Origin of the sequence: Methanobrevibacter sp. (assembly GCF_030539555.1) — an archaeon.
Classification (GTDB): Archaea; Methanobacteriota; Methanobacteria; order Methanobacteriales; family Methanobacteriaceae; genus Methanocatella.
Map to the genome: position 1 here is coordinate 1 of NZ_JAUNXX010000081.1, position 6,340 is coordinate 6,340.

At 33.2% G+C, this 6,340-nt stretch carries 6 protein-coding genes; 2 read left to right on the top strand and 4 right to left on the bottom strand.

Annotated elements, in window-relative coordinates:
* Nucleotides 1–221: 221 nt before the first annotated feature.
* The 4 genes from Q4Q55_RS09405 to Q4Q55_RS09420 form a co-directional block, all read right to left on the bottom strand.
* On the bottom strand, nt 222–362 hold the full coding sequence (locus Q4Q55_RS09405; RefSeq protein WP_303372554.1) for a hypothetical protein: 141 nt from the start codon (nt 360–362) through the stop codon (nt 222–224).
* A gap of 1,321 nt (nt 363–1,683) precedes the next feature.
* Nucleotides 1,684–2,028, bottom strand: a complete 345-nt coding sequence (locus tag Q4Q55_RS09410; protein ID WP_303372555.1) for a hypothetical protein — start codon at nt 2,026–2,028, stop codon at nt 1,684–1,686.
* 153 nt (nt 2,029–2,181) lie between these two features.
* On the bottom strand, nt 2,182–2,502 hold the full coding sequence (locus Q4Q55_RS09415; protein WP_303372556.1) for a hypothetical protein: 321 nt from the start codon (nt 2,500–2,502) through the stop codon (nt 2,182–2,184).
* On the bottom strand, nt 2,483–2,638 hold the full coding sequence (locus tag Q4Q55_RS09420; RefSeq protein WP_303372557.1) for a hypothetical protein: 156 nt from the start codon (nt 2,636–2,638) through the stop codon (nt 2,483–2,485). The genes Q4Q55_RS09415 and Q4Q55_RS09420 overlap by 20 nt, the downstream gene beginning before the upstream one ends.
* Nucleotides 2,639–4,910: 2,272 nt before the next feature.
* Here Q4Q55_RS09420 and Q4Q55_RS09425 point away from each other — a divergent pair.
* Complete coding sequence (locus Q4Q55_RS09425; protein WP_303372558.1) at nt 4,911–5,084, top strand: hypothetical protein; 174 nt, start codon at nt 4,911–4,913, stop codon at nt 5,082–5,084.
* Between the two features lie 726 nt (nt 5,085–5,810).
* On the top strand, nt 5,811–5,933 hold the full coding sequence (locus Q4Q55_RS09430; RefSeq protein ID WP_303372559.1) for a hypothetical protein: 123 nt from the start codon (nt 5,811–5,813) through the stop codon (nt 5,931–5,933).
* Nucleotides 5,934–6,340 lie beyond the last annotated feature (407 nt).

The window sequence follows — 6,340 nt, forward strand, 5'->3', positions numbered from 1 at the left end:
AGCACTAAGTAAACAGGTTTTCATTTATTTTTCAAATCCTGGATAACCTGCTTCATTTTAGAAAACCTCTCGTTACTCTCCTTAGCTAAGTTGTAAGTTTCTTTAATGTAGTACTTTCAATCCTTAGCTCCAAGGATACAGAGTCAAGGGTTATCGAAGGTATCAGCTTCATCGTAACCCACAACCCAATAGTCACATTCACTAGGGCAGGCTAGCTGCACTCATTCAACATTGAATACGGTTTGGTCTGTGGAATATTCTCCATAGTATTCGGCAAGCATATAATCATAACCTCTAGCGTTTAAGACTCTTATTACCTGGGCTTGTTTCTGTTCTTCTGTCAAGAACTCAACATCATCCATTGTAAAATGTAAAGCAACCTCTGGACGACGCTGAATAAACTCAGCTCTCATTTTTTCGAAATCTCAATTCTTTATTTTCCTTATGTAATCCTTCCTATCCTTACATAGATGTAGCCCATATTTAATCCATATATCATGAATAAGCACATCTATAGGCTCATATTCTCTTTGGTTTTTATAAGCATTAAGCCATCATTTATAGAAGTTTCAAGCTTGTGTGTTTGGTCAAATTGTTGAAATAAGCGTCACTAATGAGTCTGCTGTAGACATAGCAGTTCATACATAATCCCAATCAAGATAATCAGCTTCGTCTCACACAAACTTTCTTGTTCTCCTTGACCTAGTAGGGTCATTCTGATTTGTAGTTACATATTCAAGCTTCCTTTGTTTATCTCAATCGAGAATATAAAGCCCTGAACTATCTGGGAGCTTGTTACAGAAGCTAGGCAAATCGATAAGATTATTTAACATCTGCTGAGCATAAACCATGTATGGCGCATTCTGTTTCTGACTTAACCCCATATAAAGTTGCGTCCATTCTTGTACCCTTTCGTTATTATCAGTAATCTCCTTCAATAAATATCAAGCCATATCTCAGTTAATATAGAGAGATTTACCTCATCACCTAGGACCAATTACATATGTTACTCATCAGCTCAATAACCACACCATCATCTGCCAACGCTGTAAAACAAATCAATGAAAAGTTTTTCAACTATCAGCTAGCATAGCCTCAAATAATTTTGGCTTATATACTCAAAATACATTTGTTTTATATTCAGTACCTTGTACATTGTATGAGATGGAGAAGTCATCTCATAAATCCCAATCAAGATATTCTGTTTTATTTAGATTCTTTTTATTTTTACCCATAGGGATTTTTAATGGGCTGACTCTGAATTGTCATAGTATGATGTCTTTCATTATACAAAGAGCTAATACATTTTTTGTACTCTCCAAAGCGGATACATCTTCCTTCTCTCTTCTGTGAAATACTCAATTTACATCTAATTGATAATCATCAAGGAAACGGCTGAGTATAAATTCCATACGTGTTGATACAGCTCATTTGGTGATAAAACTAGGGAATGTCTTATCTATATCTTTCTTCCAATTTAAGTCAGTGCCTAATGGGATTTGCACAGGTATTTCCAAATCAGGAGGACGCTTGATATTAACTAACACCATTAACTTCTTATTTTTCTCATACCACTCCTCAGCCTCTTTGGGGTCAAGACAATACTTAAGATTCATTTTATTTCAATCATAGCAAAGCCCCCTCTCATTGTCCCAATCTTTATATAAAAATCAATATGCCATATTATGTAGGTATTAAATAAAATCGTTGCTCAAATTCGTTCGGTTGATATTTAACTAAGTAAGTATCCCGTAAAATATATATATCCAAATCGTCTATTTTCTTTTTTAACCAATCAAGTCTCTTTTTATGTAATTCTTCAACCGTATCAGGAGTAAGCCAGGGAATGTTATTTTCTAAGCACGGGCGAAGAACATTACCTGCCTGAGTTATAATAACATCTCCTACAAGAAAACTAACCCTACCCATATATATTTCACTAACTATATATTTATCTCTTAACATAGCAGATGCGACACTACATATCTGATTATCTGATATATTAGGTACTTGTAATAATTCTCTCATTTTTCAGTCAGTCACCCACATCGGATTTTTTGTAAGCCCCTGCTTTTTACTCAAACAAAATTTTTTTAAATCTATTTCGTTTATATGTTCTTTTACTAATTCATAAGCTTTATCTTGCATATTCCCCAGGCTGGTTATCATTCAATTTAATGCTCAATGATTATGTATTCTTATAGGATTATCGTATCTTTTTTCTCTACTTGGTTTTACCCAATTTAATCTTGAAGCCCACCAAGAAAATTTAAATTTCCCCTCATAATTGATATCATCTTCTCTGTACTTTTTAGTATAGTATTTATCCCAATTAATAGGGTCGGGTATAGTGTCGTATATGTCTTTATATATCCCCTCAATCATTTCTTCTTCTTCAGCCTTTTCTTTATGATATCTCTCTAATTGTTTTTTTGCATACCGCTCTTTATTCCTTTTATACCATTCCTTTACCCTCCGTTTGTCATATTCTTCTTTCGACAATTCTTGCTTTTTCTGAGCTAATAATTCCTTCAGCTCTTTCTTTAATCTCTTTTCCTCGTTCTCTTCGGTCTCCTTTTCTTTCTTTAAAACTTTTACATAATTGTAGGTAGCCTTTGGGTTTTGTATTATCTCTCATTTTAAATCATTAAATAGCGACATGGTGTTTTTGGGATAAATATGTTTCTCTATTAATAGATTATATTTTTCTAAGGTGAAATAAAAAAAATCATTTGACATTTCTTAAAAATGATACTTCCCACCTTACCTAACAAAATGTTATAAAAATTTGACATTTTTATATAATCTAAAAATACAAGAGAAGTTTTCTCTTGAAATTATTTTTTTCTATCATATGATGGAAACAAGATAAGAGACAAAAACCCCAAAGATGTATTATACAGAAACGGAGCTCTGTTAATACATAGCGATATTTCTGTATAAGCTCCGAAACATTTTTCGGGGTTTTTGTTTACCTTATCTTTAAGGTTTTTATTTTTTACTATTATTACCATGTTTAAATGAGAGATTACTTTAGATGATGTTATCAAATTCATCATTGAGAATTACGAAGACAGAGAGGCTATGGATAAGATTAGCCAGGTGTCGTTTCCTTTCACTACAAAATACTTAGAGTGAAACAAAAGGAGACAACAAAGAGATGAGACAATAACTCTTACTCCTACTATACCATATGGTGGATTAACTTATTGTAGCGATGGTATCGCGTGAGATGATGTTGAATAAACTACAATCATTTTACCCCATTACCATCAAACAAAAAAATGACTAATATATATTTACAAATGATGAGAGAAGTTTACCCCCACTTCAAAGACTGCCTCATCCAAACCTTCGACGATAACAAGTGAAGGAAAGATTCAAAATTAGCTAAGATTATAAATCAAAACAACTACACAGACGAGCAAATGGATTGAATATTAGAGAGAGCCAATCAAAAATGATGCTGAATATTTTTCTCTGTAAATTCAATGAATGGCTCAACCAGAAATAAAGAAAGCGTAACAAATATAAATGCTTGGGTATGTGAAGTTGATGATAAACCAAAAGAAGAACAAATGAAACTTATCTGATTATGTCCATTAAAACCAAGCTTAATTGTAGAGAGTCAGAAGAGTTATCATATGTACTGGTTTGCTAAAGACGGGACAAAAGAAAACTGGAACAAAATATGTTGGGGACTATGTAACTTTTTCTGAGGAGATGTAGCAATCCCAAAGAATGAAGCAGTTGTCCTTAGAGTCCCAGGATTTAAACATCTTAAAAATCCAGAGGAGCCATTTGATTTAGCCATAGTAGATTGAAACAAAGAATACTATACAGAAGAAGAAATGTTGGGGGCTTATAGCAACACAACAACAGATGCTGATAGAGCTGAGCAAAAAAGGAAGGTAGAATTAGAAAATCAAAAATTGAAGAAATTATTAGACAACGATGATACACGAGAAAGAATAAACGCAATGGACGCTATGACTATGCTATCAGAGATAAGCTGAAGTAGTATGGTAAATTGAGAAATGTTTGATTTCAAAAGGAATTCAGATTGAAGCTACCAGATACTTATAAATTGAGAAGCTCATTGAAGCCGAATCGATAAACTAGGTAAGATATGAAGTTACGATAGATGAGGGCCAAGCTGGGTATGTTGGGTGCTATGGTATGGTGTGTATACAGCTAAAGATATATATCAATGGGTGAAGGAGCATCATTCGGAGGTGCTTCCAGAAAAGAAAGAAGTTGTAGAGGCAAAAAATATTGATGATATATTGTCTGCTATTGATACAGATGTTAATACAGAGTTGCATACATATTATTACCCAAAAGGATTTGAAAAGTTCAATAGCTTTCTTTCGTGAGAGTTAGTGACTATCGTTGCACCATCAAATAGCTGAAAGACAACATTCGCTATGGATATTATAAAAAGAAACACAGCTGAAGGGAGAAAGTGTTTTTATATAAACTGAGAATTCAAAATTGAAACTGTATGGGTCAATAGATGGTTATGGAAAAATTGAAAAACCAAAGAAGCTCTTTGAGATAAAAACCCTCTTACGCCAGAAGAAAGAAAAGATATGGAGAAATATGTGGCTGATAGTTTATGACAATTCTGATATGATTGCTCTCCTATGGGTTATAAACTAGATGAGCTTGTGGAGTTGATAACAGAGAAGACAAAAGAATGATATGAGTTATTTGTTATTGATAGTCTATCTAAGATACAATGAAACCTAACAAACGAAGCAAGAAGCCACCAGAATCAAACAATGGAAACATTTTTAGCTCTTGTGCAAAATCTAAATATTGCTGTCATTCTATTGCACCATACAAATAAGTTCTGAAAGTTTGAGGGTAGCCAAAAAATATTCGACTTCTCAAATGTGTTCATTACAATGAAGAAATGTGATGAAGATTTCGTAAAGATACCTTCCAGAACATTCAAACTTGAAAAAGATAAATATGTAAATGATGTAGAGTTGGAAATGTATTATGATATTAAAACAGGAACATATACAGAGAGTTTATCAGAAATCTCAGAAATGAGGAGGAATAATTTTAATTATTAATTTAGGGGGAAAATGGATAATAACCTACCAATGAGAGAATTACTTATGACTAAATTTAGTCTTTGTAATAAATATGTAGCTAAAGAATTATGACCTTTAGCAGCAATAATGCTATGAGAATTAGTATCTGAATATGATTACTATAAAAATGAAGATAGACTCCGTGAGGACGGGAGCTTCTATTCTTCAATAAATAATATACGAGAAGCTACTTGACTTAAAAGAAAAAACCAAGAAAATGCTATAGCCATTTTAGAAAAGGCCGGAATCTTAATTAAAGTTTTCGATAAGAGTGAATGAAATAAGAGATTTTTTAAACTTAATCCAGATAAGATTGCAGAATACACAGGATATGTTTTAGACACAGAAAATAATACCCCCCTATGTCCTACTAGTACATACCCTTTGTCCTGAGAGGACATAGCTATGTCCCATGAGTACAACCATAAACAAATAATAAATAATAGAATAGAAAATAACAATAAAAATAATAATAAGGCGAACACAGAAAATTTTAGCAACGCTGACGCGTCGCCTTCCTCCTTACAGCCTTCGGCTGAGACTAAACTAAATAATAGCAACACAAAGAAGCCACGCAAAACCAAGAAGCAGCAAAGATATGATGAGGTGATGGATAGTGTAGAATTTAACACAACAGTCCTCGAATGAATAACAAATGAAATTGAACAGGAAGAAATTAAAACTCTATGGAGCGAATTTGTAGAAATGAGATGCAGTAAGGATTACAGAGCTTTTACAGATGGAGCTGGGAAAAGAAATTTGAAAGTGTTAGAAGGGACTGCATTCCCTGAAAGGAAAGCTATTTTAGATAAGTCTATCACAACATGACGAACCTGATTATTTCCTCTAAACGAATATGATATGAAACGTATTCAATGAGACTTAGCTAAGGTTGAATGAAGTGACGAATGGCTCTACGATAAAATCTTCACTACTAAGTGTAAGGAGAAGGAAGATGAACTGCCAGAATGGAGCACACATGATTTGCTAATGGAATTAGTAGAGAAATACTGAGAAGAAAGGGTCAAGAAAATCTACTACGGAAAGGTCAGGCCTAAGATAGAAGAAATCTATTGAATTAAAAGAGACTGGGTAAAGTAGCCCTTTTAAGAAAATTCCCCCCTATTTTTCTTAAAGAATTCCCGCCATTTTTTATGGTGGGATTTTTTATTATCTACATAATTTGACATTTTCTATTTTTGATATATAATATGTGAGCCTCAACTAGTTTATAC